This window comes from Roseobacter cerffii (genome assembly GCF_054226325.1).
Map to the genome: position 1 here is coordinate 2653522 of NZ_CM135757.1, position 24841 is coordinate 2678362.

Annotated in this window: 20 protein-coding genes and 1 tRNA gene; 12 read left to right on the plus strand and 9 right to left on the minus strand. The window is 63.6% G+C overall.

From position 1 onward, the window contains the following. Positions 1-51: 51 nt before the first annotated feature. Positions 52-654, minus strand: coding sequence for an outer membrane protein (locus ACVC7O_RS12880; RefSeq protein WP_458322526.1), 603 nt, complete (start codon positions 652-654; stop codon positions 52-54). A 405-nt stretch (positions 655-1059) separates the two neighbouring features. Here ACVC7O_RS12880 and ACVC7O_RS12885 point away from each other — a divergent pair, with 405 nt between their 5' ends. Then, entirely contained in the window at positions 1060-2598 is a 1539-nt protein-coding gene (locus ACVC7O_RS12885; protein ID WP_458322527.1) for a trimethylamine methyltransferase family protein, read from the plus strand. Between the two features lie 112 nt (positions 2599-2710). Here ACVC7O_RS12885 and ACVC7O_RS12890 read toward each other — a convergent pair whose 3' ends face one another. Next, positions 2711-2947 carry a hypothetical protein gene (locus ACVC7O_RS12890; RefSeq protein WP_458322528.1) on the minus strand — a complete coding sequence of 79 codons (237 nt, stop codon included), beginning with the start codon at positions 2945-2947 and terminating at the stop codon, positions 2711-2713. Between the two features lie 264 nt (positions 2948-3211). On the opposite strand from ACVC7O_RS12890, the gene ACVC7O_RS12895 reads away from it, so the two are divergent. Beyond that, positions 3212-3721 (plus strand): RNA polymerase sigma factor, encoded by a 510-nt coding sequence (locus tag ACVC7O_RS12895; RefSeq protein WP_458322529.1) that lies wholly within the window; start codon positions 3212-3214, stop codon positions 3719-3721. A 68-nt stretch (positions 3722-3789) separates the two neighbouring features. Here the strand turns inward: ACVC7O_RS12895 and ACVC7O_RS12900 are convergent, their stop codons facing one another. Together ACVC7O_RS12900 and ACVC7O_RS12905 are read right to left on the minus strand one after the other, a co-directional pair. Next, positions 3790-4383: a VPLPA-CTERM sorting domain-containing protein gene (locus ACVC7O_RS12900; protein ID WP_458322530.1), complete on the minus strand. Its 594-nt coding sequence runs from the start codon at positions 4381-4383 to the stop codon at positions 3790-3792. A 1044-nt stretch (positions 4384-5427) separates the two neighbouring features. Then, complete coding sequence (locus tag ACVC7O_RS12905; RefSeq protein WP_458322531.1) at positions 5428-9081, minus strand: vitamin B12-dependent ribonucleotide reductase; 3654 nt, start codon at positions 9079-9081, stop codon at positions 5428-5430. 736 nt (positions 9082-9817) lie between these two features. Between ACVC7O_RS12905 and ACVC7O_RS12910 the strand changes: the two genes are divergently transcribed. Then, on the plus strand, positions 9818-10381 hold the full coding sequence (locus tag ACVC7O_RS12910; RefSeq protein ID WP_458322532.1) for a hypothetical protein: 564 nt from the start codon (positions 9818-9820) through the stop codon (positions 10379-10381). Between the two features lie 10 nt (positions 10382-10391). Here the strand turns inward: ACVC7O_RS12910 and ACVC7O_RS12915 are convergent. From ACVC7O_RS12915 to pdxH, 4 genes are all read right to left on the minus strand, one after another. Further along, positions 10392-10468 (minus strand) — tRNA-Pro (locus ACVC7O_RS12915). A gap of 41 nt (positions 10469-10509) precedes the next feature. After that, positions 10510-10974, minus strand: coding sequence for a DUF192 domain-containing protein (locus ACVC7O_RS12920; protein WP_458322533.1), 465 nt, complete (start codon positions 10972-10974; stop codon positions 10510-10512). Then, positions 10971-11507 carry a cold-shock protein gene (locus ACVC7O_RS12925; protein ID WP_458322534.1) on the minus strand — a complete coding sequence of 179 codons (537 nt, stop codon included), beginning with the start codon at positions 11505-11507 and terminating at the stop codon, positions 10971-10973. The genes ACVC7O_RS12920 and ACVC7O_RS12925 overlap by 4 nt, the downstream gene beginning before the upstream one ends. Before the next feature lie 276 nt (positions 11508-11783). Beyond that, the gene (gene pdxH / locus ACVC7O_RS12930; protein WP_458322535.1) at positions 11784-12389 is read right to left on the minus strand and encodes a pyridoxamine 5'-phosphate oxidase; all 606 of its coding nucleotides are present in this window, start codon (positions 12387-12389) and stop codon (positions 11784-11786) included. A gap of 147 nt (positions 12390-12536) precedes the next feature. On the opposite strand from pdxH, the gene fabI reads away from it, so the two are divergent. From fabI to ACVC7O_RS12975, 9 genes are all read left to right on the plus strand, one after another. After that, complete coding sequence (fabI, locus tag ACVC7O_RS12935) at positions 12537-13343, plus strand: enoyl-ACP reductase FabI (protein ID WP_458322536.1); 807 nt, start codon at positions 12537-12539, stop codon at positions 13341-13343. After that, positions 13340-13951, plus strand: coding sequence for a LysE family translocator (locus ACVC7O_RS12940; protein ID WP_458322537.1), 612 nt, complete (start codon positions 13340-13342; stop codon positions 13949-13951). The genes fabI and ACVC7O_RS12940 overlap by 4 nt, the downstream gene beginning before the upstream one ends. 3 nt (positions 13952-13954) lie before the next feature. After that, positions 13955-14557 (plus strand): LysE family translocator, encoded by a 603-nt coding sequence (locus tag ACVC7O_RS12945; protein WP_458322538.1) that lies wholly within the window; start codon positions 13955-13957, stop codon positions 14555-14557. A 4-nt stretch (positions 14558-14561) separates the two neighbouring features. After that, positions 14562-15089 (plus strand): xanthine phosphoribosyltransferase, encoded by a 528-nt coding sequence (gene gpt, locus ACVC7O_RS12950; RefSeq protein WP_299671081.1) that lies wholly within the window; start codon positions 14562-14564, stop codon positions 15087-15089. Between the two features lie 61 nt (positions 15090-15150). Beyond that, the gene (locus ACVC7O_RS12955) at positions 15151-16332 is read left to right on the plus strand and encodes an aminotransferase (RefSeq protein ID WP_458322539.1); all 1182 of its coding nucleotides are present in this window, start codon (positions 15151-15153) and stop codon (positions 16330-16332) included. A 75-nt stretch (positions 16333-16407) separates the two neighbouring features. Continuing rightward, a complete protein-coding gene (locus ACVC7O_RS12960; protein ID WP_458322540.1) occupies positions 16408-18249 on the plus strand; it encodes a peptidyl-prolyl cis-trans isomerase in 1842 nt (613 codons plus the stop codon). A gap of 2 nt (positions 18250-18251) precedes the next feature. Next, the gene (gene trpE, locus ACVC7O_RS12965; protein ID WP_458322541.1) at positions 18252-19763 is read left to right on the plus strand and encodes an anthranilate synthase component I; all 1512 of its coding nucleotides are present in this window, start codon (positions 18252-18254) and stop codon (positions 19761-19763) included. 4 nt (positions 19764-19767) lie between these two features. Further along, positions 19768-20805, plus strand: coding sequence for a succinylglutamate desuccinylase/aspartoacylase family protein (locus tag ACVC7O_RS12970; protein ID WP_458322542.1), 1038 nt, complete (start codon positions 19768-19770; stop codon positions 20803-20805). A gap of 199 nt (positions 20806-21004) precedes the next feature. Beyond that, positions 21005-23071: a putative bifunctional diguanylate cyclase/phosphodiesterase gene (locus ACVC7O_RS12975; RefSeq protein WP_458322543.1), complete on the plus strand. Its 2067-nt coding sequence runs from the start codon at positions 21005-21007 to the stop codon at positions 23069-23071. On the opposite strand, the gene ACVC7O_RS12980 is transcribed toward ACVC7O_RS12975, so the two are convergent. Then, positions 23068-24753: a divergent polysaccharide deacetylase family protein gene (locus ACVC7O_RS12980; protein ID WP_458322544.1), complete on the minus strand. Its 1686-nt coding sequence runs from the start codon at positions 24751-24753 to the stop codon at positions 23068-23070. The genes ACVC7O_RS12975 and ACVC7O_RS12980 overlap by 4 nt on opposite strands. Positions 24754-24841 lie beyond the last annotated feature (88 nt).

Here is a 24841-nt window from a genome sequence, read left to right on the forward strand (position 1 = left end):
CCCGACACCATAACAGGTGCCGGGCCTCGATCCGGGGGGAGGAGAAGGCAGTTAGAACTGCCAGGATGCCCGGATGGTGAAGGTGTCGGCTTCGGCATCCACGCCAGCCGCGCCACCAATGTCGCTGAAGTCATGCATCAGGTATTCACCCGAAACGATGAACTGTTCTGTCGCCTTGTAGGAAACACCGAGGCCATAGAACTCGCCTGTGTCGCTGCCCACGGAGGTGTCCAGATCAGCCCAGCCTGCGGTTGCATAGAGCAAGGTGCGACCGAAGTCATAGCCGCCGCGCAGTTTCGCGCGCCAGACCGAGTCTGTGGACGCGCCGTTGGACAGGTCGACACTGGCGTCATCGTAGTCAAGCTCGCCACCGACAACCCAGGTGCCGAAGTCATAGTTGTAACCGGCGTGCAGACCGTAGGTGGTGTCATCCCCACCCACACCGGCGAGACCGTTCTCGCCATCCACATCCAGGTTACCGACCTGCGCACCAGCGTAGAAGCCGGTCCAGTTTCCACCGGTGAAGACGGGCGGCGGGGGCGGTGCGGTGGTCACCGGTTCGACCACCGGCTCCTCCAGTGAACCCGCAAGCACGGGCGCCGTCATAAGGGTCGTCGCGGCAATCGCGGCTGCTGCACTCAAAACTTTCTTCATTGTCATGTCCTTATTCTGGGATCCCGGACGGCATTGCGCGCCGTCCTTGCGGGGATAACTGTGAATGAAGTCATTTGGTTCAATGCCCTTGCGATCAATCAAAAGTGAAGTGGCGGAAAGGGGCTCAAACCCCGTCTGCGCGGGCGGTTTTGTCGGCGGGTCTTTGCTGCGTTCCTCGGCCGACCTTGAAAGTGCGGAAAACGACACGGGGTCGCAAACGCGCTTGACCGGTTTGGACAAGAGGCGGCAGGCTGAACCGAGGAGGAGACAACCGCCCATGCAGGACGATCTGAGCAAGATCAAACTGGTCGTACGCACCATCGGTGCCGAGCGCGGGCGTGCGGCGCGGGGCCGTCCGGAGGCGGGATAAGCCCAATCCTTCCCTTTTCTTTTCAGGACGACCCTATGACACAACGCACCCAAACCCGCAGCGGCGGCCGCTCGGCCCGTCGCGCGGCGCGCGCCGCACCGCTGGCCGCGCACCTGCGCCCGATCCGCCCCGGCATGTCGGGCGGGACATACAAGCCGCTGAGCCCTATCGATATGGACAAGATCCATGGTGCCGCCCTCGATGCGCTGGAAGAGATCGGGCTGGCCGATGCGCCGCCCTCCGGCATCGCCTATCTGACCGGCGCGGGCGCGCTCTTGGGCGAGGATGGCCGCATCCGCTTTCCCCGCGCGCTGGTCGAAGACACAATCGCCCGCGCCAATCGCACGGTGACGCTGATGGGGCGCGACCCTGCGCATGATCTGGAGCTCTCGGGTCACCGGGTGCATTACGGCACCGCAGGTGCGGCGGTGCATCTGGTCGAGGTGGATGGCAGCACCTATCGCGAATGCGGGGTGCAGGACCTGCACGATGCCGCGCGGATTGCCGATACGCTCGACAATATCCACTTCGTCCAGCGCCCGATGGTCTGCCGCGACATCACCGACAACCTCGAGATGGATGTGAACTCTATCTACGCCTGCACGTCGGGCACCACCAAGCACATCGGCACATCCTTCACGGAACCGGCCTTCGTGCAGCATGGGCTTGAACTTTTGCACATGATTGCAGGGGGAGAGGACGCCTGGCGCGCGCGGCCCTTTGTGAGCAACACCAATTGCTTCGTCGTGCCGCCCATGAAGTTCGCCACGGAATCCTGCGAGGTCATGGAGGCCTGTATCAAGGGCGGGATGCCGGTGCTGCTGCTCTCGGCGGGCATGGCGGGGGCCACGGCGCCCTCGACCGTCGCCGGGGCCATCGTGCAGGCGGTGGCGGAATGCCTGGCGGGGCTCGTCTATGTGAACGCGGTGCAGCCGGGGCATCCGGCGGTCTTCGGCACCTGGCCCTTTGGCCTCGATCTGCGTACCGGCGCGATGACCGGGGGGTCGGGGGAGCAGGCGCTGCTCACTGCAGGCTGTGCGCAGATGCATAAGTATTACGACCTGCCGGGCGGTGCTGCGGCCGGGATTGCCGATGCCAAGCTGCCCGACATGCAGGCCGGGTGGGAGCAGATGTGCTCGAACGTGATGGCGGGGCTCGCGGGGCTCAACATGGTCTATGAGGCGGCGGGGATGCATGCTTCGCTGCTGGGGTTCTGTCACGAGTCGCTGATCCTTGGCGACGATCTGATCGGCCAGGCCATGCGGTGCGTGCGCGGGATCGAGGTCAATGACGAGACGCTGGCGGTTGATCAGATCCGCGAGGTCTGTCTGGGCGGCTCAGGTCACTACTTGGGCACCGAGCAGACGCTGGGCCGGATGCAGCAGGACCACGTCTATCCCACGTTTGGCGACCGGACCTCGCCGAAGGAGTGGGATGAGCTTGGCAAACCCGACCTGGTGGCCAAGGCAACCGCGCGCAAGCACGAGATTTTGGGACAGCGCGCCGCAGCGCGGTTTGACCCGGGCCTTGATGCGCAAATCCGGGCGCGGTTCAACATCCACCTGCCCGCCTGAAACGGACCTGGTGAAACAGAGGATGCCCGGCTCTTGGGGGAGAAACCGGGCATCCGCGACCTGAGCGCCTGTGACTAAAATATAATCCGGCTCTGCTCAGGCCGGTTGGCTCTTAGGCCGGCATCAGGCCTGCTTCTTGTGCGGCCTGCACTTCGGCTTCATCCAGCGCGCCATCCGCGTTCAGGTCCATCGTGCTGAAGGACTCGGCGGAGATGTCAGGGTATGCTGCCTGAACCTCATCAATTGTCAGAACGCCATCGCCATTTGCATCCGCTGCCAGTTGAGCGAAGGCCGCGGAAGCGGACATCAGGGCAATGGCTGCGACTGTGGTTTTGGTGATCAGTTTCATTCTGGGTACTCCCATTAAGGTTTGAACGTAAGTGTCCAAGGCGCTGCTCTGCGCCTCACTTGGGTAGATGCAGGAAACCGGCCTTCCGTCCGTGCCGCGCCGCGGCATCGCCGGATCGCGCCATTCCCCGCCGATTGGGCCATGGGGCGGTGGCGGCGGCTCGCCGAAAAAGGGCCGAAACGGACCATCGGCAAAAAGCCCCCGTCTGGTGCCCCGGAACAGAGCTGCCATGTTGGGGTTGGTCCCACTCAAAGGAGCCTTGAGATGTACCCGATGCACGAGACCGAGACCCCCTATGATCTGGACGCGCTGCTGCCGCGCCTTGCCGGGCGCGCACGGCGGCTGAGCGACAGCCAGAGTGACGCGGACGATCTGGCGCAGGAGACCGCGCTGAAGCTCTGGGCGGCGCTGCGCAAGGGCGCGGAGGTCGAGGACATCGACCGCTACGCGATGACCATCCTGCGCAACCTCGCCCGGCAGCGCTGGCGATCGGACAAACCGACCGATCCGCTGGAAGAGGAAAGCGCCGCGGTGCCGCCTACCGCACCCGCGCGCATGGCCTGTGCCGATCTGGCCGCCGCGGTCGAAAAACTGCCCGAAGCACAGGCCGATCTGATCCATATGATCGCGGCGGGCGAGACCAGCCCGGCGGTGCTGGCAGAGCGCACCGGCTTGCCTTTGGGCACCGTCATGTCACGGCTGGCGCGGGCGCGCTCGAAACTGCGCGCGGAGATGGGCATTACCCAGAAGGCGCCCGTGTCTGATCTCTTCTGATCAGACAAATACGTCAGCCGCAGCGCCCGGGGGACGCCGCGGCCTGTTTCTTACCTAAAACGAAGCGTTTACGCCGCTTGCTTGCGCTTGCGCCGCAGGACCATCATGCCGCCAAAACCAGCGAGCAGGAGCGGCGCCGACGCGGGCAGCGGCACGGCCGCCGGATTCGACGTGTCGACCTCGGTCAGCTTCGCGCTGACAGAGGCCGTGCCGTCCCAGATCCCGTTGATCGCCAGGAGCACACCGTCCTCGGTCGGTGCCAGCACATTGTTTCCGCCGAACGGGAAGGCGGATGTGCCCCCATCCTCGGTGAACTCAACGCTTGCAATGCCTTCGCCGAAATCAAGACCGACCAGCGCGATGAACATGTTGTTGTCATCAAAATCGCCGAAATCGATGGCGCTTCCGCGCCAAGAGAAATCGATGCTGTCTTCCGAGATATCAACGTCGATGAACCGTTGCGTACCACCTTCGACCTGACCGAAGTTGATGGAGAACTCCACGCCAGCTCCGACAGTGCCGGACCCGCTGGTCGGCTCTACAAAGAACGCGCCGCCTGCCAGAAAGTCGAAATCATCTCCGATCAAAGTTGCCGCTGAACTAATGCTTGGCACAGTGAATGCGAGCCCCAACGCGAGGGCTCCCGTTTTAAAAAAAGTCATCTTAACCCACCTTCCTAAATATGGCGAAATCTTGCTGACAGGCGGGCCAAATGTCAAGTTGCTCGGTCGCAGAAACTCCCTGAAAATAGGCCAGATTCATGATTTTCATAAATATTTTCCAAAACCGATACGCGCGCTCAACTCCGGCGGGAAAATGCCGATTGCAGCCACGGTGCCGGGTTGATCCGGCCGGGTCGCGCGGGGATGCCGGAGCGTTGCGGTCCATCGTGGGCGCAGCGTAGTACTGGTCGGACGGGGCAAGAAAAAACGGAGAGCCGAGGCCCTCCGTTGAGTTTCGCCGTTCAGGCTCAATATGTTAACCGCTCGGTATTTTTCTGCCTGCGGCCTGAACGTCGTCGGGGGCGAGCGCACCCGCCCCGTGTCCGGTGAGACATCTTTCGATGTCTCACCGAGCGGGAGAGAGTGGGTTTTCGAAGAAAACCTGCGGACTCCCGCCCGGCTGGTATCAGAGAGGCCAAGGTCCCACCCTGCCCCGCTCTAATTCAGTGGGAAACCGCGAGGTTTCCTGCGTCACCGGACAGAGCTGAAAACGACTTCGTTTTCTGCGGAGTCCAGGTCCGCTTGTCCCAAGAGCGACCGCATCGCTGCCCGCTCCCGGTGTTCGTCGGGGTGCGGCCTGCCCATAGGGCAGAACCGCGACCCCTACACGTCCCCCAGGGACGCGTTTTCTGCAATCAGACCATCGGCCCGATAAACTGGTGGGCAAGGTTATGCGGTATTACCACCACCCTAATTCCCTGCCCGATTTTGCAGCTTCCATGGTCGCAGCAGTCAAACTAACCGCAGCGGTAGTGGATTTCAGGAACTTCGTAACAAAGCTCTTTTTCGATTGAGAATTGGACGGTCCTAGCTCCGAATTTGGAATGCTTTCCGGTAGGGCCGGTCCAAAACGGGATCTGCTGACGATCACTCGACCAGAACCAGAGTCCTCCATACCGACATCGCAGCCAGAGAAGTCTGAGCAGGTCACAGTCATTTGGCCGCCACCGGTTTTCTTTATACCAATCACCATGCTCAATTTCCTCAGCTACACCCGGACGTGGCGCCGCATGTATTACATTTCATACAAGTACCATTTCGTACTAAAGTGTAGTTGCCGCATTCGCCGCAGGCTTCGCCCTCGTAGCCCTGCATCTTGGCCTTGGTGCGCGCGTCCATCTCGACCGCGCCGGTGCTGACCGCCGTGGTGGCCATGGCAACCGCCACGCTGCCTTCCGCCACCGGGGCGAGCCCGTCGAAGGCAACCGGCTCATCCGCGAAGCCCTGCTGGCCACCCTGCAGCACCACCAGCTCTTGCGGCAGGCGCTTGCGCAGGTACCCGGTGGAGCTGATTTGTTTCAGCACTTCCAAGGACTTGGTGGCTGCTGTCTCGGAAAGCTCGGTGACGTTGCTGACACCTTCCTCCTCGCCCCGACCCAGATCGTCGAAGGTGTGACCTTCGGGAGCGACATGCGCCAGATCGGTGCGGTCAAGGTAGCTGACCGCCAGTTCCCGGAACACATAGTCGAGGATCGAGGTCGCGTTCTTGATGGTCTCGTTGCCCTGCACCATGCCCGCGGGCTCGAATTTGGTGAAGGTGAAGGCGTCGACGAACTCCTCGAGCGGCACGCCGTACTGCAGACCGACCGAGACCGCGATGGCGAAGTTGTTCATCATCGCCCGGAAGCCCGCGCCTTCCTTGTGCATGTCGATGAAGATCTCGCCCAGGTTGCCATCTTCATATTCGCCGGTGCGCAGGTAGACCTTGTGGCCCCCAACGATGGCTTTCTGAGTGTAACCTTTCCGACGTTGTGGCATCTTCTCGCGGTGCGATTTGATGATCTCCTTGACCACGACCTTCTCGACGATCTTCTCGGCGAGCACGGTGGCTTTTTCCTGCGGCGAGCCGCTTTCGAGCACCTCCTGCGCGTCGTCGTCATCCTCGACCAGCGCCGCCGCCAGCGGTTGCGAAAGCTTGGAGCCGTCGCGGTAGAGCGCATTGGCCTTGACCCCGAGGCGGTGCGACAGCTCGTAGGCGGCCTGGCAATCCTCGATGGTGGCGTCATTCGGCATGTTGATCGTCTTGGAGATCGCACCCGAAATGAAGCTCTGCGCCGCGGCCATCATGGTGATATGGCTGTTCACGGAGAGGAAGCGCTTGCCCTTCTTGCCGCAAGGGTTAGCGCAATCGAAGATCGGCAAATGCTCCTCCTTGAGGAAGGGCGCGCCTTCCAGCGTCATGGTCCCGCAGACGTGGTCGTTGGCGGCGTCGATATCCGCTTTCGAGAAGCCCAGGTGTTTGAGCAGATCGAAGGTCGGGTCGTTCAGCTTTTCGGCAGGGATGCCAAGCACTTGGGTGCAGAACTCTTCGCCCAGCGTCCATTGGTTGAAGACGAAGCGGATATCAAAAGCCGAGGCCAGCGCCGCATCCACCTTGGCCAGCTCATTGGCGCCAAAGCCGTGGCCCGCGAGCGAGGTGTGGTTGATGCCCGGCGCGTTACCGATGGTGCCATGACCAACCGCGTAAGAGACGATCTCCTCGATCTGTGCCGAGCCATAGCCGAGCTTTTCGAGGGCGGCCGGCACCGACTGGTTGATGATCTTGAAGTAACCGCCGCCAGCGAGCTTCTTGAACTTCACCAGGGCAAAGTCCGGCTCGATCCCCGTGGTATCGCAATCCATGACCAGGCCGATGGTGCCGGTGGGTGCGATCACAGAGACCTGCGCGTTGCGGTAGCCGTGTTTTTCGCCGAGCTCCAGCGCTTGGTCCCAGGCACCGCGGGCCACTTCGATCAGCCGGTCATCGGGGCAGTTCTTGTAATCGAGCGGCACGGGCGTGACCGAGAGGTCTTCGTAACCGCCCACCTTGCCGTTTGCCGCATTGCGATGGTTGCGGATGACCCGCAGCATGTGCGGCGCGTTCTTGGCATAGCCCGGGAAGGGCCCAAGCTCGCCCGCCATTTCGGCGGAGGTCGCATAGCTCACCCCGGTCATGATGGCGGTCAGTGCCCCGCAGAGGCTGCGGCCCTCGTCGCTGTCATAGGAGTAGCCCATGTTCATCAGCAGACCGCCGATGTTCGCATAGCCCAGACCCAGTGTCCGGAAGTCATAGGAGCGTTGCGCGATCTGTTTCGAGGGGAACTGCGCCATCATGACCGAGATTTCCAGCGTCACGGTCCAGAGACGCGTGGCGTGCATGTAATCCTCGACCTCGAAGACGCCGTCCTTGAGGAAGGTCAGCAGGTTCATTGACGCGAGGTTGCAGGCGGTGTCGTCGAGGAACATGTACTCCGAGCACGGGTTGGAGCCGCGGATCGCGCCGTCTTCAGGGCAGGTGTGCCAGTCGTTCACTGTGTCATGGTACTGGATGCCAGGATCGGCACAGGCCCAGGCGGCGTGGCCGATCTGCTCCCAAAGCGCGCGCGCCTTCACGGTCTTGCTGACCTCGCCGTTGACGCGGTTGATCAACTCCCAATCGGCGTCCTTTTCGACGGCGGTCAGGAAGGCATTGGTCACGCGGATGGAGTTGTTGGAGTTCTGCCCAGAGACGGAGTTATAGGCCTCAGAATCCCAGTCGGTGTCGTATGTCGGGAACTCGATCGAGGTGTGGCCCTGCTTGGCATAGTCCAGCACACGCTTGACGTAAGTCTCTGGGATCGAAACCTTTTTCGCCGCCCGGATCGCCTGCTTCAGCGCATCGTTCTTGGCGGGGTCATAGGCGTCTGCCTCGGCGCCGTCCCAGGATTTGATCGCCTCGAAGAGACCGTTGAGCTTCTGCTCGTGCATCTTGGAGCCGGCGACGATGCTCGCCACTTTCTGCTCTTCGATCACTTTCCAGTTGATGAAGTCTTCGATGTCCGGGTGATCCGCATCGACAATCACCATCTTCGCTGCCCGACGGGTTGTGCCACCGGATTTGATGGCACCCGCTGCGCGATCACCGATTTTCAGGAAGCCCATGAGTCCGGAAGAGCGGCCACCACCCGACAGGCTCTCGCCCTCGCCGCGCAGGCTGGAGAAGTTGGTCCCCGTGCCGGAGCCGTATTTGAAGAGGCGCGCCTCGCGGACCCAGAGATCCATGATGCCGCCGTCATTCACCAGATCGTCCTCGACCGACTGGATGAAACAGGCGTGCGGCTGCGGGTGCTCGTAAGAGCTTTTGGACTTGGTCAGCTTGCTGGTCTTGTAGTCCACATAGTGGTGGCCTTGCGCCGGGCCGTCGATGCCATAGGCCCAGTGCAAACCGGTGTTGAACCATTGCGGGCTGTTGGGAGCTGCGCGCTGCGATGCCAGCATGTGGCGCATCTCGTCAAAGTAAGCGCGCGCATCACCTTCGGACGTGAAGTAGCCACCCTTCCAACCCCAATAGGCCCAGGCGCCTGCGAGACGATCGAAGACCTGCTTCGACGAGGTTTCGCCGCCCATCTCGGCCCCCTCGGCGGGCACGGAGCGCCAAAGAAACTCGGGCACGCCCTTCTCTTTCACCTTGCGGGTCTTGGAGGGCACGCCGGCCTTACGGAAATACTTCTGCGCGATCACATCGCTGGCGACCTGGCTCCACGAACCGGGCACTTCGACCTCGTCGAGCCGGAACACGATGGTGCCGTCCGGATTGCGAATTTCGGAGGAGGTGGTCACGAAATCGAGCTCTGCGTATGCGTCCTGCCCGGCCTTTGTGAATTTCCGTTCGATTTTCATTTTATCGCTGCCTCATATCCAGCATGTTTATCTTCAGATCAGCACTGTCATTGCAGCACCGCTCCAGCCCTTTTGCCGCGGACCAGGGTCACGCTGTCCTTGCGCAGCGCCGCATTGCGTGCCCACGCTGCTTTTGGATCAGATCGAAATATGTCGTCTGTAGCCCCTGTCCCGTCGATCCGCCCTGCGTGTTGACCACTACATGTTGTGGCGTCATCTTCGGCCTCCACAACCTGACGTATCTTGCCCTAGTGGGTCAACGAAATTTTTAGGATTTTTTTGAAGTTTCCCGGCTTGACGCAAAAGCCGTTTTGGTCAGCGCACACAAACGCGTGATTCAACAGATTAACAGCCGGTTAATATCCCCAAACAGGGCCTTTCCGCTGTCTGGCCGAACCTTTACATTTTTCCAAATGGTTTGGCTGGCTTAGCCCGCGCCGCTGATGCATTGGGTGAGTTTATCCACAGATCGCCGCCGTTAACGGTTCAACTCACGCGATAATCGGGACTTGAGGCGCGGTGCGCGCGCAGTACTCACGAAATGTTACATTTTTGTGTCGCTGCCGAATATTTTCGGTTTTCGCCCTCCCCAGATATGGTGAGGCATCCGAGCGAACGCACAGATGACCACCAGATATAGTGTCCGGCTGCATCGCCCCGTTTTGTTGGATTTCGGAGCAGAGAGCGCCCGCGATTCTGGTTTGCAACTGTACGAGGGACGCGGAACACTAGCCTCATGCCGATGGATGCGCCACCTGTGACGCCAGACGACCCCGACCCGTTGCACACCGAGATGCGCAACTGGGACCGTAAGTCAGCCAGCGCCATCACCGCCATTTATCAGGCGCATCATGATACGGACGGTTTTGCTTCAAGACTGATGACAGCCGCCGGTGACGCGGAGATGGAAAGCGCTGCGACGTGGCTGATCAAGCATCATTGCGAGCAGGGTGAGGCCGCCTTCTCCGAAGACCAGCGCGCCCGGCTTTACATCCTGCTGCCCCGTTTCACCTATTGGGAGGCGCAGTTGCATGTCTTGCAGATGGTGGATGACCTGCCGATCCCGGCAGCGGCAGCGGATGACATGGTCGCATACCTCCACGGCGCGGCGATCTCTTCGAAAACACTGATCCGCGCCTGGGCGCTCTATGCTGCGGCCCAGCTTGCGCACCAGCATCCGGCCTATGCGGCGCAGGTGCACGCAATGCTCAAGGCGGCGGCGAAAGGCCAGCCCAAAGGCGCCGTGGCCGTCAGACTGCGCAAGGCACAAGAGCTTCTGGGCCAGCCAACCAACCAATGAGCTTTGGAAGTGGTCGGAGCGAGAGGATTCGAACCTCCGACCCCCTGTACCCAAAACAGGTGCGCTACCAGGCTGCGCCACGCTCCGACGACGCACTCTTTAGACGGGGTCTGCCGCTTTGAAAACCCCTAACAGGGCCATTGCGCCGCATCGGGTGAAAATGTCGGATGGCGCACGAGGGTGCCCACGTCGATGCCCATGGCCTTGGCGAGACCGCCATTGATCTCGAGCACATGGGTCAGCGGGTCGGGCCCGCCGGGGATCGGGGTTTCATCGAGCGGCTGGGCGGAATGATGCACGGTTTTCACCACGCCGGTCTGATCGATGAAGATCAGGTCGAGCGGGATCAGCGTGTTGCGCATCCAGAAGGACAACCGCTGTGGCTGATCATAGACAAAGAGCATGCCCGCCGAGGATGGCAGGTGCTCGCGGTGCATGAGCCCCTGCGCGCGTTCGGCATTGTCATCGGCGATCTCGACCGCGAAGCGGGCCTCGCCCCAATCGCCTTTCAGATAGACCGCATCGTCGCGGCAGGTCTCGGCGACGACCGCCTGGGCCAGGATGACGAGACAGGCCGCAACCCGCAGGATCATGAGGCGGGCGTATCCAGTGCCGCTTCCCAGGCGAAGACTTCGGCCGCCATGTGACCGCGCTTGCCTTCGATCACCCGCAGGGCCAGCGCCTCTCCGGGGGCCAGATCCGACAGGCCGGACCGGCGCAGCACTTCCATGTGCAGAAAGATGTCTTCGCGGCGTCCAAAGACATTGGCAAAGCCAAACCCCTTGCCCTTGTCGAACCATTTCACGCGTGCGGGCTCGAGCGGGGCGGAGGCCACAACCGCGGGATCGAGCGCCGCGATATCCGAGAGACCCACCGACTCACCGGCCTGCGGCGGCATCAGTGCCAGCACCTGTGTCGCCTGGACGCCACGCTCGGTTTTCTGCACCTGCAGCTCGACGCGCGCGCCATCGGCGACCGAGCTCTGGCCGAAGTTCCGCAAGACATTCACATGCAAGAGAATATCGGGACCACCCGCGTCCGAGACCACGAAGCCAAACCCTTTTACCGGATCAAACCACTTAACCAGACCCGTCACCGGGGAAGATATGTCTTCGCTATCGCTCACTCGTCTTCTTTCAGTCGTCGTACGGCCTTCTAGCACAGTCTTGCGCGAATTAACTTTCTTGTTTCAAGTTGAAACAAGAAAGACGGGTCGAATTTTATCGCCTAACGCCGAAATGCGCCCCGCACAAGCATCACGCCGTCGTGATTTTCACGGACATTCTAGCTGAGGTTGAATTGCCACCCGTAAATGCCTGAAATAGAAAGGCACCTCTGATCTATGCACAGATTCCTGTGCTCTGACAAACAGTGAATTTATTGAGACTGCGCTTTTTTCAGATCAGGGGTTCAGGCGTGTGACGGACCAGTCGGCCTCGGGCGAGGCCCGGCGCCAGACGAAGCGATCGTGAAGACGGAACTCCCCGTCGGCCCAGAATTCGATCTCGACCGGCGTGATCCGGAAGCCGCCCCAGAACGGTGGCCGCGGCGGGTTCGGCCCCTTGGTTGCGGTCACCTTGGCAACCTCAGCCATCAGCGCCGCGCGGCTCGACAACGGCTGTGACTGCTTGGAGGCCCAGGCGCCGAGGCGGCTCTTGAGCGAGCGCGTGGCAAAGTAGGCGTCGGCCTGCGGGCCGTCTTCCTTCTCGACGATCCCGCGCACGCGGATCTGGCGGCGCAGGCTTTTCCAGTGCATGACGAAAGCGGCTTTGCCGGCGCTCTCCAGCTCGCCCGCCTTGGCGCTTTCGTAGTTGGTGTAGAAGACAAAGGCGCCCGCCTCGATCTCCTTCAGCAGCACCATGCGCGCGTTAGGAAGACCATCGGCATCGACGGTGCTGAGCGCGATCGCGTTGGGATCGTTGGGCTCACTCGCCTCCGCTTCGTCCAGCCAGCGCTGCGCGATCTGGAACGGGTCGTCGCCTTCAAACTTTCCGCTTCTGCTGTCCATCGTGTCCTCTTTCGGCGTCCGCTGCAGCAAGTGGGCGAATGCGCGGAAAGGTCAAGAGGCATCCTGCCGCATCATGAAGCTGCCTTGATGGTCCCCGCGCAATCGCCTAAAGGTCGGAGACGACCATACGACAACCGAGGGACTTCCATGGGAAACGATCTTCTGGCGGGAAAGCGCGGCCTTATCATGGGGCTCGCGAACGACAAATCCATCGCCTGGGGGATCGCGAAGACCTGTGCGGAGGCGGGCGCGGAGCTGGCGTTTTCCTACCAGGGCGAGGCGCTGAAAAAGCGGGTCGACCCGCTGGCGGCCCAGCTGGGCAGCGACATCGTGCTGCCCTGCGACGTGGGCGATGAGGCCTCGATTGATGCGCTCTTTGAGGCGCTGAAAGAGCGCTGGGGTCGTCTGGATTTCATCGTGCACGCCATTGGGTTTTCGGACAAGAACGAGCTGCGTGGCCGCTATGTGGACACCAGCCGTGCGAACTTCGCGCTGTCGATGGATATCTCGGTCTATTCCTTTACCGCTGTGGTGCAGCGAGCCGAGAAGCTGATGACCGAGGGCGGCTCCTGCCTCACGCTGACATACTATGGCGCTGAAAAGGTGATGCCGCATTATAATGTGATGGGTGTGGCCAAGGCTGCGCTGGAGGCCTCGGTGCAGTATCTGGCGGAAGACCTCGGCAAGGACGGCATTCGCGTGAACGCGATCAGCGCCGGGCCAATCAAGACGCTCGCCGCCAGCGGTATTGGCGACTTCCGCTACATCATGAAGTGGAACGAATACAACTCGCCGCTGCGCCGCAATGTGACCACCGAAGATGTGGGCAAGGCCGCACTGTTCCTGCTCAGCGATCTGGGCTCGGGCACCACCGGCGAGAACCTGCATGTGGACGCGGGCTATCACGTGGTGGGCATGAAGGCGGTGGACGCACCGGATATGGCCAAGGAATGACGCTCGCCGCCCTCGCAGGTCTGGTGGTTTTGCAGCTCATGCTCGCGATGAGCCCCGGCCCGGCAGCGATACTCACCATCCGCACGGCAGCTGGCGAAGGGCTGCGCCCGGCCCTGCTGCTGAACCTCGGGCTCACATGTGGTGTGCTGCTTTGGGCAATGGCCGCGCTGGCCGGGTTGTCGCTGGTCTTCGAACTCATGCCATGGGTGCAGACCGGGCTGCGCATCGTCGGCGGGCTCTTTCTGATCTGGATCGGGATCTCGCTCTGGCGCCATGCGTCCGAGCCCCTGCCAGAGGCACAGGCAGGGGCGCCGCGCAGCGGGTGGCAGGCCTTTTGGCTCGGTCTGTGGTGCAATCTGGCCAACCCCAAGGCGCTCGCCTATTTCGCCGCTGTCTTCACCGGGATCATTCCGCAGGGCATGACGTGGCAGGACGCGGTCCTGATCCTCACGGTGATCTTTGTGGTTGAGACGGGCTGGTACGCATGCCTTGCAACCGTCTTTTCCCGGAGCAGACCGCGCCGGATCTACGCCCAGATCAAGACACGGGCCGAGCGCTGCTTTGGCGCCGTACTTGGCCTTTTCGGAGCACGTATCGCAGCGGGGTAGCTTATGACCATCGACTCTCTCATCGCCTTCAACCTCGTGCTGCTTGCGGCGCTGGCCAGTCCGGGAGCCGCCCTGCTCTACGCCATCAAGACCACCGTCGCCGCGGGCCGCGCGGCGGGCCTCGCAACGGGCGTTGGCCTCGGGTTCATGGCGGCCTGCTGGACGCTGGCGGCCCTGCTCGGTCTGGAAGGGCTCTTTCGCCTCTTTCCCTGGACCTACACCATCCTGAAGGTGGGCGGTGCGCTTTATCTCATCTGGATCGCGATCCAGACCTGGCGCCACGCGCGCGACCCTGTGGGCGAGACCGAACGCCCCACAGGCCGCGCCTTCCTCTCCGGCCTCCTCATCAACGCGGGCAATCCCAAGTCGATGCTCTTTGCAGCGGCGGTGATTGTCGTGGTCTTCCCGCAGGGCCTGGCGGCGCGGGACATCGCGGTGATCGTGGTCAATCACTTCGTGCTGGAGGTTCTGTTCTACGGGCTGATCGCGCTGTTCCTGTCGAGCCCGCCAGCGCGGCGCGGCTACATGAGCGCCAAACCCATACTCGACCGTATTGCTGCCACGCTGCTCGGCGCGTTGGGGATACGGCTGCTGACTGAAAGGTAAGACGATGAACAAAGACCCAAGCCGCCTGCCCCATGAGAAGGGCTTTCACGTCAGCTGGGACCAGATGCACCGCGACAGCCGCGCGCTGGCCTGGCGGCTGGATGGCCAAGGTCCCGATGACGGCGGGTGGCGCGCCGTTGTGGCCATCACCCGGGGCGGCATGGCGCCTGCGATGATCGTCGCCCGCGAGCTGGACATTCGCACCGTCGATACGATCAGCGTCAAGTCGTATCATTCAGGCGGCGGCAAGGCAGACCAACGCCGCGACGCGGAGGTGCTGAAAGCGCCAAACAAGGAGATGATGGGGGATGGCACCGGCATTCTGATCATCGACGACCTGGTCGACAGCGGCAAAACGCTGGAATTGGTGCGCAGCCTTTATCCCAAGGCCCATTTCGCGACAGTCTATGCCAAACCGTCGGGGGAGCCGCAGGTCGACACCTTCATCACCGGTGTCAGCCAGGACACGTGGATTTTCTTCCCCTGGGACATGGCGCTGCAATATGTGGAGCCCTATCGCGGCACCGATTGATCCCCAGCCCCCTAGGGCTGACCCGGCGGTCCCCCCGCCACCCCTCGACAGGACCCAACCGATGAGCATGACGCGCACCGCCGCCACCTTTGCCCCCCCCGTGATGGAGGCCCGCCGCTGGTTGGACGGGGTCACCTTTCCCGCCGACCGCCCGCTGATCAACGTGAGCCAGGCCGCCCCGGTTGACCCGCCCCCCGATGCCCTGCGCCAGGCCATGGCCGATGTGGCGCTCAACCGGGATGACGCGCACCTTTACGGGCCGGTGCTGGGGCTTTCGGAGCTGCGGGACGGGCTCGCGGCAGAGACCATGCGGATCTATGGGGGCGAGGTTACGGGCGATCAGGTCGCGATCACCTCGGGCTGCAACCAGGCCTTCGCCGCGGCCATCGCGACGCTCTGCACGGAAGGCGATGAGGTCATCCTGCCGACGCCCTGGTACTTCAATCACAAGATGTGGCTGGATATGTCCGGCGTGCGCAGCGTGCCGCTGAGGACCGACGACGCGCTGCTGCCTGACCCCGACGCCGCCGAGGCCCTGATCACGCCCCGCACCCGGGCGATTGCGCTGGTCTCGCCGAACAACCCGGCGGGTGTTGAATATCCTGCTGCGCTGATCCGTGCGTTTTTTGAGCTGGCACAGCGGCGTGGCATTGCGCTGATCCTCGATGAGACCTACCGCGACTTTCACGCGCAGGACGGCGCGCCGCACGATCTCTTTCAGGACCCAAGCTGGCCCGAGACCCTGATCCACCTTTATTCTTTCTCCAAAGCCTATCGCCTGACGGGCCACCGGGTGGGTGCGATGGCCACGGGCACTGCGCGGCTGGCCGAGGTGGAGAAGTTCCTCGACACGGTCGCGATTTGCCCCGGCCAGATCGGCCAGCACGCGGCCCTCTGGGGCATGCAGAACCTGCGCCAGTGGCTAGCGGGCGAGCGCGACGAAATCCTCGCGCGTCGGGCTGCGATTGCCGACGGATTTGCCCCGCTCGAGACCCGAGGATGGCGGCTGCTCGGTCTCGGCGCCTATTTCGCCTATATGCAGCATCCTTTCGAGATGGCTTCCGACGATCTGGCCCGCCATCTGGTGCGCGCGCAAAGCATCCTCTGCCTGCCCGGCACCATGTTCTGCCCCGAGGAGGACACCACCGGCGCAGGCCAGTTGCGCATCGCCTTTGCCAATCTCGACCGGGCCGGGATCGGCGTGCTGTTCGACCGGCTTCAGGCGCTGGACAACAGCCTGTGAGGCCCCTTGCCCCTGGGGCTTGCTGCGCATAGACAGAACGGCAAAACGTGAGGCGCGACAGCGCAAGGGAGTGACATGGCCAAAGGCTCTTCAAGCATCTCGAAAACCGCCGTCTGGATTCTGCTCGGCCTGCTGATCCTGGCTTTGGGCGGCTTTGGGGCGACGAACCTGAGCGGCAACATTCGCACCATCGGCACGGTTGGCGATATGCCGGTGTCGGTCGACAATTACGCGCGCCAGCTGCAACAGGAGATCCAAGCCGTACAGCAGCAGACGGGCCAGGTGCTGCCCTTTGCGCAAGCCCAGGCCATCGGGCTCGACCGGGCGGTGTTGCAGCGCCTCGTTTCTCAGCGGGCGCTCGATCACGAGGCGGCCCAAATCGGGCTGTCGATCGGCGATGCCAACCTGCGCGACCGCATTCTGGAAATCTCCGCCTTCCGCGGGGTCGATGGCAGCTTCGACCGCGAAGGCTATCGCTTTGCGCTCGAGCAGAACGGCATTACAGAAGCGCAGTTCGAAACGCAGCTGCGCGAGGAGGTGTCGCGCACCCTCATGCAGGGTGCGATCCTCAGCGGCGTGGTCATGCCCGATGCCTATGCGGAGACGCTGGTGAGCTATGTCGCCGAGCGGCGCAGCTTTACGTGGGCGCGGCTGGCCGAAGCCGATCTGGCCGAGCCCATTGCCACGCCCGATGAGGCCACGCTGCAAGCGCATTATGACGCCAATATCGCCGAGTTTACCCTGCCCGAGACCAAGCAGATCACCTATGCGCTGCTCAGCCCCGACGCGATGATCGATCAGGTTGAGATTTCCGAAGACGATCTGCGCGAGGCCTACACCCTGCGGGATGCCGAATTCAATCAGCCGGAACGACGTCTGGTTGAGCGCCTGGCCTATCTCGATGACGCCAGCGCCACGGCGGCGGCTGCGCGGCTGGCCGAGGGTGAGGATTTTGAAACGCTGGTGACCGAACGCGGCCTCGATCTGGCGGATATCGATTTGGGCGACGTGACCGAGGCCAATCTTGGCGCGGCGGGCGAAGAGGTCTTTGCAGCCTCTGTCGGTGATGTGGTGGGCCCGCTGCCAAGCTCGCTTGGCCCCGCGCTCTTTCGGGTGAACGCGGTTCTGCCCGAACAATTCGTTTCCTTCGAGGAGGCGCAGGCGATCCTGCGCCCGGAGGTTGCCGCCGACCGCGCCCGCCGCCTTGTGGAAGCGCAGGCCGAGAGCCTTGATGATCTATTGGCCGGTGGTGCCACGCTGGAAGAGCTGGCCAATGATACTGATATGGTGCTGTCGCAGATCGACTGGAGCAGCGAGACCGCAGAGGGCACAGCCGCCTACGAGGCGTTCCGGCGCGCCGCCCAGGCTGTGACCACCGAGGACTTCCCTGAGATTGCCCAGCTGGAAGACGGCGGGCTCTTCGCGCTACGCCTTGATGCGACCCTGCCGCCGCGCCCTGCGCCCTTCGAGGACGTGCGCGAGGACGTGCTGGAGCACTGGCGCGCGGCCGAAGTCGAGACGCAGCTGACCGCACAGCTCGAGCCGCAACTGCCGCAGCTGTCCGAGGGCACTGCCTTTGCCGAGCTGGGTATGGATGCCGTGCGAGAGGATGACCTCCTGCGCAGTGATTTCGTTGGCGGCACACCGGCGGGCTTCATGGCCGAGGTCTTCGACATGGAGGTCGGCGACGTTTCGGTGCAGCCGGATGAAGGCGCCATCGTTGTGGTGCGGCTCGACGCCATCGAAGGTCCGCAGGATGATGACGAAACCACAGCGCTGCGCGCGCAACTGAGCGGTCAGGCCAACCAGGCGCTGTCACAGGACATCTTCGAGATCTACGGCGCCGATGTGACGCTGCGGGCCAATCCGCAGATCAACCCGCAGGCGCTGCAGGCCGTGCATGTGAACTTCCCCTGACCATGGCGCTGACCCCCGAGTTCGACCGCTTCGAGGCGGCCTATGCCGAGGGCCGCAACCAGATCGTCTATACACGGCTGGCTGCCGACCTCGACACACCCGTCTCGCTGATGCTCAAGCTCACGGGCGCGCAGAAGGACGCCTTTGTGCTGGAATCCGTCACGGGCGGCGAGGTACGCGGGCGCTATTCGATCATCGGTATGAAGCCCGACCTGATCTGGCGCTGCAATGGCACCACAAGCGAGATCAACCGTTCTGCCCGCTATGATGCCGATGCCTTCACACCGCAGGAGGGCAACCCGCTCGATACGCTGCGCAGCCTGCTGGCCGAGAGCCGGATCGACCTGCCCGATGATCTGCCCCAGGCCGCCGCCGGGCTCTTTGGCTATCTCGGTTATGACATGGTGCGATTGGTCGAGCACCTGCCTGACATCAACCCCGACCCGCTGGGCCTGCCCGATGCGGTGATGCTGCGCCCGTCCGTGGTGGCGGTGCTCGACGGGGTGAAGGGTGAAGTCACCGTGGTCTCCCCTGCCTGGGTCAGCGACGGGCAATCCGCGCGGGCCGCTTACGCGCAGGCGGCGGAGCGGGTGATGGATGCGGTGCGCGATCTGGAGCGCGCGATGCCGATGGCCACGCGCGATCTGGGGGATGCGGAGCCGCCCGGGGACCCGGTCAGCAACTTCACCCACGAGGGTTACAAGCAGGCGGTCGAGACGGCCAAGGAGTATATTCGCAAGGGCGACATCTTCCAGGTGGTGCCCGCGCAGCGGTGGGCGCAGAGTTTCCAGCAGGACCCGTTCGCGCTCTATCGCTCCCTGCGGCGCACCAACCCCTCGCCCTTCATGTTCTATTTCAATTTCGGCGGCTTTCAGGTGGTGGGCGCCAGCCCCGAAATCCTTGTGCGCGTCTTCGGAAATGAGGTCACGATCCGCCCCATCGCGGGCACGCGGCCCCGGGGTGCCACGCCCGAAGAAGACCGCGCGCTCGAGGTTGACCTGCTGGCGGATCAGAAGGAGCTGGCCGAGCATCTGATGCTGCTCGATCTCGGCCGCAATGACGTGGGCCGCGTGGCCAAGATCGGCACCGTGCGCCCGACCGAGGAATTCATCGTCGAGCGCTACTCTCACGTGATGCACATCGTGTCGAACGTGGTGGGCGAGCTGCACGACGACAAGGACGCGCTCGACGCGTTTTTTGCGGGCATGCCAGCAGGCACGGTTTCGGGCGCGCCCAAGGTGCGCGCGATGGAGATCATCGACGAGCTGGAGCCGGAAAAGCGCGGTGTCTATGGCGGCGGTGTGGGGTACTTCAGCGCGGGTGGTGACATGGACATGTGTATCGCCCTGCGCACCGCCGTGGTGCAAGATCAGACGCTCTACATCCAGGCGGGCGGCGGCGTCGTCTACGACAGCGACCCGGAACTGGAGTATCAGGAGACGGTGCACAAATCCAACGCGATCCGGCGCGCGGCAGCGGATGCGGCGCGCTTCTCGGGGCAAGGCAACAGCTGAGAGAATGCCGCGCCAGCCCTTTGATATTGCGGGACAAAGCATCAAGCCGGGCAGCGTCGAAACCGTCCACCTGCCCGTCTCTACCCTGCCCGATCACACACCGGTCACGCTCTCGGTCCAGGTGCATCACGGCAAACGCGAGGGGCCGGTGATGTTTGTCTCGGCCGCGGTGCATGGCGACGAGGTGATCGGCGTGGAGATCGTGCGGCGGCTCCTGCGCGCGCCGCAGCTGAAAACCCTGCGCGGCACGTTGCTCGTGGTGCCCGTGGTCAACAGCTTCGGCTTTCTCAACCGCTCGCGCTATTTGCCGGACCGGCGGGATCTGAACCGCTGCTTCCCCGGGCATCGCTCGGGCTCGCTGGGCGCGCGGCTGGCGCATATCTTTCTCAACGATGTGGTGCTGCGCTGCGATGTGGGGATCGACCTGCACTCCGCCGCGATCCACCGCACCAACCTGCCGCAGATCCGGGTCTCACCAGGTGACCGGGCCACCCGCGATATGGCGATGAGCTTCGGCGCGCCGGTGGTGCTGACCTCGCCGCTGCGCGAAGGCTCGCTGCGCGCCGAGGCGGCGGAGCGTGGCACGCCGGTGCTGCTCTACGAGGCGGGCGAAGGGTTGCGCTTTGACGAGATGGCGGTGCGCGCGGGCGTCGCGGGCATCCTGCGCGTCATGCGCAACCTGTCGATGCTGGCTGCCAAGGGCATCGCCCCCGCCAAGGCCACGCCGCATATCTGCGAAAGCTCCACCTGGCTGCGCGCGCCCGCGGGCGGGCTGTTGCGCACCTTCCGCGCCGAGGGCGAGATGGTGCAGGACGGCGATGTGCTGGCGACCGTGTCCGATCCTTTCGGGGGCACCGAGACCGATCTGCAGGCACCCGCTGCGGGGATCCTCATTGGCCGCGCGATCCTGCCCGTTGTGAACGAGGGCGACGCGATCTTTCACCTTGCCGCCCTCAGCCCGCGTGCGGCGGAAGACACCGTCGAAGACCTTGCCAGCCAGCTCGAACGCGATCCGCTGTTCGACGAAGACGAGATCATCTGACGCGCCGGATTGCCTCGGTTTGTCGATAAATTCGATGAAATTGCTGCATAGAAACATGGGCCGGTGTCGCGGTTTTTCCTTGGCTCTTGACAGTATCGAAACCGCGATCTGACAGGGTTCTCGCGCGTGCAGGGTGCACGGCCCCGCTTCCGCGTCGTGTCGATCGGCCCCTGCGAGAGAGACAACCGCGGGGACCGCATTGTTCGGGATCATCAGGAAACTCAAGCGTCGCGTGATCCGCCTCGTCTGCATTACGCGGCCGCAATCCCTGTGGAAACGCTATGCGCTCGGCCTCGCCATCGTCTGCATGACGATTTCGGCGGCGCACTACTTTTCGATCGTCGCCATCGATGGCGCCGATGCGGAAGCGGACGCAAGCCAGATCAGCACCCGGCAGGTGATGCTGAGCCAGCGCATCCTGTTCCTGATGCGCGAGAGTGAGCGCAGCTCTTCTTCGGAAATCGACGCGCGGTTGGTCTCCGCGATCCGGCTCTTTGAAGTGTCCCACGAGTGGCTGGTGAGCCGCACGGATCTGTCCCCCGACCTGCAGCATCTTTACTTTGACGACGAGGAGTTCCCGCTGGACTACTTCTCGCGCCGTTTCGTCGAGACCGCGCGTTACACCATCGAGGCCACCGGGCAGGTGAAGGCCAACATGCAGAACCAGCTCGTCACGCTGGGGCAGCGGGACCTTCTGATCGCGCTCAGCACCGCCGCGCGGCTGCACGAGGTCCGCGCCGATGCGCAGAACCGCTGGCTGCACCGTCTAGAAACCCTCGCGCTGACCGCCGCCGTCATGGTTCTGATGATGGAGGCGCTGTTCATTTTCCTGCCGGCGCAGGTCTCGGTCACGCGGACGATCAAACGCCTGGAGCGGCGCAGCAAACAGCTCGCGTCCTCCTACGACGCGCTGCGGCAGCGCAACACCGACCTGCTTGCCGCGCGCAACAATCTCGCCCATGCCGCCAACCATGACGCGCTCACGGGGCTGCTGAACCGCCGCGCGCTTTATGACTATCTCTCGGGCCTTGAGGATGGGTCGGGCGCCGAGGTCTCGGTGAGCGTGATGAAGCTCGATCTCGACCGCTTCAAGGCGATCAATGACAGTCTCGGGCATAAGGCGGGTGACGATGTGCTGGTCGAGGTCGCGCGGTTGCTGCTGACACATGCGCGCGCCGATGACCTGGTGGCCCGGATCGGTGGAGATGAATTCGTGATCGTGGTGAAGTCACCAAGATCGGTCGAGGATCTCGAACAGCTCGGCCATCGCCTTGTCGAGGCCATCAGCCAGCCGATGATGATCGAGGAGACGACCTGCGAGATCGGCACGAGCGTGGGCTTCACCATGGCGACCTCGGCCAACGCCACGCCCGACCAATTGCTGATCGAGGCAGACCTCGCGCTCTACAAGGCCAAGCGCAACGGGCGCGGCCAGGTCTTTGCCTATTCGGGCGATCTGCGGGCGGAGTTCGAGAAGCGCCGTGTCCTCTTTGCGCAGATCGACACGGCGCTGACGGAAGATCAGTTCGAGCCGCATTTCCAGCCACAGGTCTGCGCCAACAGCGACACGCTCTACGGCTGCGAAGTGCTCGCACGCTGGCGCCACCCCGAGCGCGGCATCATCCCGCCCGCGACCTTCATCGCGGCGGCGGAAGAGGCCGGTCTGATCCGTCAGATCGACCTGATGATGGTCGAAAAGGGCCTCGACGCGCTCGAGGAGCTGCGCAGCCGCGGCTATGTGATCCCGTCAATTTCCGTGAATGCCTCACCGGCCACGCTGCGCGATCCGAACCTGCCTGACCGATTGCTGCAGGAAGTGCTAGCCCGCGGCATGTCGCCCGGCGATCTAACCGTTGAAATCCTCGAAAACACCCTCATTCAGAGCGAAGACGATCACGCGATCCGAAGTGTGGAGCAGCTGACAAAAGCGGGCTTCTCGGTGGTGCTGGATGATTTCGGCACCGGCTATGCATCGATGTCGAATCTCTCGCGACTGCAGATCGATGGCATCAAGCTCGACCGCTCGCTGGTCGCGCCGATGCCGAATGACCGCGCCGAGAGCATTGTCGCGGCCCTGGTCGCCCTGTCGCGCAGCCTCGACATGCGCATTGTCGCAGAAGGCGTCGAAACGCGCGCGCAGATCGATCGCGTGAAGGCGCTCGGCTGTGACGTCATTCAGGGATTTCTCATCGGTCATCCGATGGATGCGGATGGCTTCGCGCGCTGGTACGATGGTTTTGTCTCTCCAGAAGAACGCCGCGCTTAGGGCTGGGTGGTCAGCGTGGCAGAGACCGGGACAAGTGCCACGCGCTCTGCCCGATCCTGCAGCCCCCAGACAAGCAGCGCCGAGATCGTGTCTTCACGCAAGCGCCCCAGCATCACGACGGTGCCATCGCGCCCGGCGCGAAAGGCCGCCTGATCCAGAAACCGCCGGATCACACTGGGCGACTGGCCCTCGTTGTCGAAATCGCGGAACACCACGGCCGAAGGCACGCCCGAGCGCGCGGCAAGCTTCTGCACCGTGTTCAGCCCCTTGTTCTGGGTCACAAATCCATGGCCTGTATCGGCGAGGATATCTGCCACCTGCAACGCCGCATCCCGCGAGCCTTGCAGCCCCTCGCCGACGCCTTCCAGAACGCCGACCGCTTCCGGCACAGCCTCGAGCGCCACGGAGAGCGAGGTTTCCGCATCCTGCGCGCGCGCGCCCGGCGGCAGATCCACGATGGCGAGCACCTCGAACCCTTCGGCGCGATAGGCCGCCATCCGCTCTGCCGCATCCGGCAACCCGCTGTCGACCGCGAAACTGATCGGGTAGGGAAAGCTGCGCAGCGCGGGCAGGCCAATTGTCCCGCGCGACAGATCCACACCCTGATCCATCAGCACAATCGCCATCATCGGCTTGCCCTCCGGGTTCTCGGCAGGCACGGCGAACAGGTCCACCGGGCGGTCTGAGAGCGGCGCAGCCTCCTCCGGTGCTTCAGCCTCTGGTGTCTCTTGTGGCACAAGGGCGGCGGGCGTCTCGTCACGCAGGCTGGGCAAGCGGTTGATCTGCACATCCGGTGCGAGATTCCCGACCGTTCCCACGGGCGCGCCAACCCCGGCCAGCACGTCCTCGGTGGCAAGCTCCGGCACCTCCGCTGTCTCTTCGGGCAGGGTCTCGGGCAGCGGTTGGGCCACCTCGGGCTCAGGCGCGCGGGCGGTGTCGGCGGGTTCTGTTCCCGGACCACCTTGGGCAATCTGGGGCGCCACGGCATCGTCGGCAGGCGCCGGTGTCTCCACATTCGCCGGGGCCTCGGGCTCTGGCGTGGGGTCAGGCTCGGGCTCCACCACCGGTTCTGTCTCAAAGGCCTGGGTTTCGGTTGGAACATCGGGCAATGGCGGTTGTTCGGGGTCCTGCGAGATCGAGCCTTCCGGCGCTTCGGTCGCAGGCACAGTCGGTGCAGGTTGCGCAAGCGCAGCACTGTCGTCTTCGGGCAGCGGGGCATCGGGCTGTTGCGGGTCTTCCGTCAGCGCCAGCTTTTCCTCGGCCGGTTGCTCGGTCAGCGGGGCCGCCGGTTCGGTCGAGACGGCCACGCCCGGCTCGACAACCGGCGCCTTCAACCCCAGCGCTTGCGGACGCGCGATGGCGGGCGTCTCCTGCGCGCCGCCGGCGACGCCGCTGCTATCGACCCCTGCCCCCGGATCGGTGAGCCCGGACGCCTCGCCGGTCTGCGGTTGGGCTGCGGATTGCAGCGTATCATCGCCCACCGCGGCCAGCGTATCGGGCTGCGGCGCGGGTGCCTTGGGCGCTTCCTGGCCGGTCACCGGGACCCGGTCACCACGCGGCTTGGTGGCATCGGTGACCGCGGGCTGAGGCGCCGTTTCAGTCGCCGGGGCGGAGGCTTTGACATCCGGCGCTTGCGGCGCCTCGGCCACGACAGACAGCACCGCAACGGCGCCAAGGCTCACGGCGCCGCCCCATAGTGCTCCCCTCAGAAATCCTCGTGCCACGCTCTGCTCACCTCTTGTCATCTCACACCGCGCTCCGCTGCTGCGT

Excerpts from the sequence above, each read along its gene's own strand:
- ACVC7O_RS12895 (WP_458322529.1), top strand. The coding sequence starts at position 3,212 with ATGTACCCGATGCACGAGACCGAGACCCCCTATGATCTGGACGCGCTG.
- ACVC7O_RS12920 (WP_458322533.1), bottom strand. The coding sequence starts at position 10,974 with ATGATCCTGCGGGTTGCGGCCTGTCTCGTCATCCTGGCCCAGGCGGTC.
- ACVC7O_RS12955 (WP_458322539.1), top strand. The coding sequence starts at position 15,151 with ATGAGCATGACGCGCACCGCCGCCACCTTTGCCCCCCCCGTGATGGAG.
- ACVC7O_RS12960 (WP_458322540.1), top strand. The coding sequence starts at position 16,408 with ATGGCCAAAGGCTCTTCAAGCATCTCGAAAACCGCCGTCTGGATTCTG.
- ACVC7O_RS12970 (WP_458322542.1), top strand. The coding sequence starts at position 19,768 with ATGCCGCGCCAGCCCTTTGATATTGCGGGACAAAGCATCAAGCCGGGC.
- trpE (WP_458322541.1), top strand. The coding sequence starts at position 18,252 with ATGGCGCTGACCCCCGAGTTCGACCGCTTCGAGGCGGCCTATGCCGAG.
- ACVC7O_RS12900 (WP_458322530.1), bottom strand. The coding sequence starts at position 4,383 with ATGACTTTTTTTAAAACGGGAGCCCTCGCGTTGGGGCTCGCATTCACT.
- ACVC7O_RS12910 (WP_458322532.1), top strand. The coding sequence starts at position 9,818 with ATGCCGATGGATGCGCCACCTGTGACGCCAGACGACCCCGACCCGTTG.
- gpt (WP_299671081.1), top strand. The coding sequence starts at position 14,562 with ATGAACAAAGACCCAAGCCGCCTGCCCCATGAGAAGGGCTTTCACGTC.
- ACVC7O_RS12885 (WP_458322527.1), top strand. The coding sequence starts at position 1,060 with ATGACACAACGCACCCAAACCCGCAGCGGCGGCCGCTCGGCCCGTCGC.
- ACVC7O_RS12905 (WP_458322531.1), bottom strand. The coding sequence starts at position 9,081 with ATGAAAATCGAACGGAAATTCACAAAGGCCGGGCAGGACGCATACGCA.
- ACVC7O_RS12945 (WP_458322538.1), top strand. The coding sequence starts at position 13,955 with ATGACCATCGACTCTCTCATCGCCTTCAACCTCGTGCTGCTTGCGGCG.
- ACVC7O_RS12940 (WP_458322537.1), top strand. The coding sequence starts at position 13,340 with ATGACGCTCGCCGCCCTCGCAGGTCTGGTGGTTTTGCAGCTCATGCTC.
- fabI (WP_458322536.1), top strand. The coding sequence starts at position 12,537 with ATGGGAAACGATCTTCTGGCGGGAAAGCGCGGCCTTATCATGGGGCTC.
- ACVC7O_RS12890 (WP_458322528.1), bottom strand. The coding sequence starts at position 2,947 with ATGAAACTGATCACCAAAACCACAGTCGCAGCCATTGCCCTGATGTCC.
- ACVC7O_RS12880 (WP_458322526.1), bottom strand. The coding sequence starts at position 654 with ATGAAGAAAGTTTTGAGTGCAGCAGCCGCGATTGCCGCGACGACCCTT.
- pdxH (WP_458322535.1), bottom strand. The coding sequence starts at position 12,389 with ATGGACAGCAGAAGCGGAAAGTTTGAAGGCGACGACCCGTTCCAGATC.